The 2,959-nt window shown below is 63.9% G+C and carries 6 protein-coding genes; all 6 read right to left on the bottom strand.

Going from position 1 to position 2,959, the window contains the following annotated elements; genetic code table 11:
• Window positions 1–977: phage tail sheath N-terminal beta-sandwich domain-containing protein (locus tag ACIQUS_RS27160; RefSeq protein WP_403054236.1), on the bottom strand; the 977-nt coding region annotated here is incomplete at its 3' end.
• The gene (locus ACIQUS_RS27165) at window positions 974–1,171 is read right to left on the bottom strand and encodes a DUF2635 domain-containing protein (protein ID WP_403054239.1); all 198 of its coding nucleotides are present in this window, start codon (window positions 1,169–1,171) and stop codon (window positions 974–976) included. The genes ACIQUS_RS27165 and ACIQUS_RS27160, both read right to left, overlap by 4 nt.
• On the bottom strand, window positions 1,168–1,722 hold the full coding sequence (locus tag ACIQUS_RS27170; RefSeq protein ID WP_403054242.1) for a hypothetical protein: 555 nt from the start codon (window positions 1,720–1,722) through the stop codon (window positions 1,168–1,170). The genes ACIQUS_RS27165 and ACIQUS_RS27170 overlap by 4 nt, the downstream gene beginning before the upstream one ends.
• Window positions 1,723–1,724: 2 nt before the next feature.
• Complete coding sequence (locus ACIQUS_RS27175; RefSeq protein ID WP_403054245.1) at window positions 1,725–2,072, bottom strand: hypothetical protein; 348 nt, start codon at window positions 2,070–2,072, stop codon at window positions 1,725–1,727.
• A complete protein-coding gene (locus ACIQUS_RS27180; protein WP_403054248.1) occupies window positions 2,073–2,423 on the bottom strand; it encodes a DUF2190 family protein in 351 nt (116 codons plus the stop codon).
• An 83-nt stretch (window positions 2,424–2,506) separates the two neighbouring features.
• On the bottom strand, window positions 2,507–2,959 hold a 453-nt coding region (locus tag ACIQUS_RS27185), incomplete at its 5' end, for a Mu-like prophage major head subunit gpT family protein (protein ID WP_403054251.1).

Consider the following 2,959-nt stretch of genomic DNA (forward strand, 5'->3'; position numbering starts at 1 on the left):
CACCAGGCATAGGCCAGGTTCTGGAGCGGCCGCGCCGGATCGATGGCGGCATAGTGCGCGGCAATGGCCATCGTCTCGGCGGCCTTTTCGTAGGCTGGCATGGGCTCGTCGTTCGCCATCACAATGGTGAGGTGCTGGCTGTTGTGGCTATCGCCCAGCGTGCCGAGCGCGCCCTGAGTACCTCGTGCCGCCGCAAAGGCATGCGCCTCGATCTCACGATTCCAGGCGAACCGACTGCTCAGTTCAGTCTTGATGCTGGCCAGGCTGGCAGCGTCGGTGTACGGCACCGCCCAGGTATGCAGCCACTCGTCACCGATGGCCGCCAGGGATGGGCCCAAGGCCGGATTGCCCGCGCCGTTGGTGAATGCCGTGAAAGTGACGCCGACACCTGCAGGCAAGGCCTGACCCGCGTAGTAGTTGACCCGGGCATTGAGGCTGTTACCCGCTTCACCTTTGTGGCGACAGGTCAGGGTCACCGTTCCGGTGGTGGCGGCTGCAGTGACCGGCATATCCGCAGCCGCAGTGATTGCAGCAGCGGCGGCGGCAGCAATTGCCGTCGGCGTGTCACCGCTGATGACCCCTACCGACACTCGGCGCCCGGCGATCATCAGCTCGACGGTACCCGAGGCGGTGGCCGGGCCCGTGAACACCACGGTGCCCGTAGCCGCCACGCCAGCGGCATTGTCGACCACCGGCAGCACCAGCAGCTCGGTGTAGGTGTCGACGGCCATCGCCGCCCGGACCATGCCAGACAGCATCGAGCCGGCGCCGAACAGGGTGTCGGCCTGCGCCGAGCTGGTCACGCGGACCAGGGTGTTGGCAGTAGCTGTACCCGCGGTCAGCTTCTGGCCGATCAGCAGCCGGCGGTAGGTGACCGACTGCGGTCCGCTGACAGCCTTGCTGTTGTCGATCTCGCTGTAGGTACCCGGTTTGCGCAGCGAGCCGGGCCCAGGGATGGTGTCGAATCCGATAGTCATTGTTTCTCACCTTTCGGGGTTGGGGCCTGGCCAGCAGGCTGATCGTTTGGAAGAACGACGTCGCCGGCCGCTTCTTTGCGAATCCAGTAGCTGTTCATTTCCAGCTCTTTGCCGTCTGCAGGCAGCACCTCATAGGTGCCAGGGATCCGCACCAGGCGCCCCTCGACGGGTTTAACCAGCACTCGGGTGGTCATGGGTTGAGGTCCTCAATGATCGTTTGGGCGCGATCCGCCGGATCTGGCTGCGCATTGCCCAGGCTGTAATCGGTGGTCACCGTGTTCAGGTCGGGCAGGCTTTGATTGAACAGGTCGTCAGGATGTCGATCGAAGTACTCTGCTTCGAAGATGAGCCGGCAGGCGCCGGTCAGATGCTGTGACTGATCGAGCAGCACCATGCGCGAGCGCTGGTATTGCAGATCGTTTGCCGTGCCACCCAGGGTGTCGTCCATCAGCAGTAGCCTTTCGACCTGCCGGGCAAGGGTGTCCAACGTGTCATCCAGCGCACCGTTGCCTTCGGCATGGATTTCCACGACCAGCTCCACCCGACGCCGGTACTCGCGGGGCGCCTGGTTAAAGAGCTCTCCGTGCTCGTCCATCGTGTAGACGATGATCGCCGGGAGTTCGCTCTGCCAACCGTTGGAAATCAACGGCGCAACGCGGCTGGCATAAACGCTGGCACCGGCATCAGTGGCACCCAACAGGACCGCAACGGCCTGCTTGCGAATCAGTTCTCTGGGGTGCGCCATGGTTAAGCTTTCCTCAAGATGATCGTTACGCCGGCCACACCATCGGGCTGAACGTCGTTGATCGAATAGAGCTCACCCCGTGCCCGGACCCGATCACGGCTGGTTGGCTTGTTGGGGAGGTCGATCAGGCGCACGCCAAGGACGGGGTTGCTGCTCGACACCGGTGCGCCGGTTTCCGGGTCAACGGCGACATGGGCGGAATCGAACACGACCTGGGCCAGGGCAACGCCCGGCGCGACACCATCGGTCAGCCAGTACACGGCACCATCAGGGTCGATGGCTGCCGATGGCTCGCTGAACGTACGGATCGAAACGCCGAGCATGCGCTGGGCCATTGAGGCCCAGCCCATTTAGACCGCCGCCGGCGCAGACACGCCGTTGAGTCGGCAGGCACCGACTGCGCTGGGGTTTGCCGCAACCTCGGTCGCCACGCCAACGAGGACCAGGCCGGCGGCAGACACGTTGGTCAGCGCGCGGCTGGTGGTGTTCATGTACACCAGGTCACCGACCGCCCAAGCCTGTGCACTGATCTTGGTCAGACCGAAAACACCGCCGAGCTTGAGCACGACTGGCGCAGCCGCTACTTCAGTGGTTGCCGCAACGCCGATGATCGCGCCGACTTTGTAGAGCTCGCCCGAGATGGTACCGCCGGCGGGTGCAGGAACAGTGATGCTGTCGCCGTGCTGGATGAAAGTCTTCATGCATGGTCCCCTTCAGAGACTGGAACTGGAAAACAAAAAGGGCGCCGCGTGGCGCCCTTTGGGGTTCAGGTCGAACTGGAGAGTTACGCGCCTGGGTTCTTGTACGCGCCGCGGAAGTCGATCCAGGCCGCACCGAACACCAGACGCGCCTTGATCTCCACGCCGTCCACCTCGAAGCCCTCGCGGGTTTCGGTGAACACGCCCTGCTCGCCTTCCAGGTAGGCGTACTCGAAGGTATCGACGAGGCCCGGCTCGGTATACAGGTACCACTGATTGCCGGTGATACGAGGATCGACGATCACGATCAGCGAGGTGTTGCGGCTATCGTTGATGTCGGCGTTCTTGGCCGGTACGTAGTTGGAACTGGTGAACTGGAAGGCCTCCAGCTCCTTGTCCGGCCCCACCACCAGGTAGCGCGGCTCCACGTTGAGGAAAGCGCCGGCCTTGGATTGCTGCTTGCGCATGGCGGTGCGAGCAGCGCCCAGGGTTGTGGTGTTGATGGCGCCGCCGGAGCCCGCCACGTTGCCGTGGTCGGC

Source organism: Pseudomonas sp. NPDC090755 (assembly GCF_044769005.1).
In the GTDB taxonomy this organism is placed as follows: Bacteria; Pseudomonadota; Gammaproteobacteria; order Pseudomonadales; family Pseudomonadaceae; genus Aquipseudomonas.